Here is a 255-nt window from a genome sequence, read left to right as displayed (position 1 = left end):
CTGGGCTGCTGCGCCCGCTGATCGATCAGGATCTTTCGGTGGTCTTCTACGACCTCACCACGATCCGTAGCGAAGGGCTCAGCGAACAGGTCGGCGACGTGCGCCAGTACGGCATGGCCAACGAGGGGCTGATTGCCCGCCAGTTCATGCTCGGCGTGGTTCAGACCGCCGAAGGACTGCCGATCTACCACGAGGTGTTCGACGGCAACACGGCCGAGACGCGTACCCTGCTGCCCACGCTCAGCAAGGTGCTTG

The 255-nt window shown here is 63.9% G+C and carries 1 pseudogene; it reads left to right on the top strand.

Going from position 1 to position 255, the window contains the following annotated elements:
• A pseudogene (locus tag DNK49_RS23660) lies at positions 1-255 on the top strand (IS1634 family transposase); the annotation flags it as partial.

Source organism: Parazoarcus communis SWub3 = DSM 12120 (genome assembly GCF_003226565.1).
GTDB classification, from domain to species: domain Bacteria; phylum Pseudomonadota; class Gammaproteobacteria; order Burkholderiales; family Rhodocyclaceae; genus Parazoarcus; species Parazoarcus communis.
The sequence above is the reverse complement of the archived record's forward strand: the minus strand, read 5'-3'. Positions and strand labels throughout refer to the sequence as shown.